Genomic DNA, 223 nt, shown 5'->3' with positions numbered 1-223 from the left:
GCAGCCACCCTTGAAAGAGTGCGTAATAGCTCACTGGTCTAGTGATTCCGCGCCGACAATGTAGCGGGGCTCAAGCGTACCGCCGAAGTCGTGTCATTGCGATATGTACCCCCAACGGGGATCGTGATGGGTAGGGGAGCGTCGTGTGCCGGGTGAAGCAGCGCCGGAAGGCAGTTGTGGACGGTTCACGAGTGAGAATGCAGGCATGAGTAGCGATTCACAC

The 223-nt window shown here is 58.3% G+C and carries 1 rRNA gene; it reads left to right on the top strand.

Annotated features, from left to right (window positions below):
* Positions 1 to 223, top strand: a 23S ribosomal RNA gene (locus KUM38_RS38950); the annotation flags it as partial.

This window comes from Streptomyces sp. AC558_RSS880 (genome assembly GCF_019049255.1).
Lineage (GTDB): Bacteria > Actinomycetota > Actinomycetes > Streptomycetales > Streptomycetaceae > Streptomyces.
The sequence above is the reverse complement of the archived record's forward strand: the minus strand, read 5'-3'. Positions and strand labels throughout refer to the sequence as shown.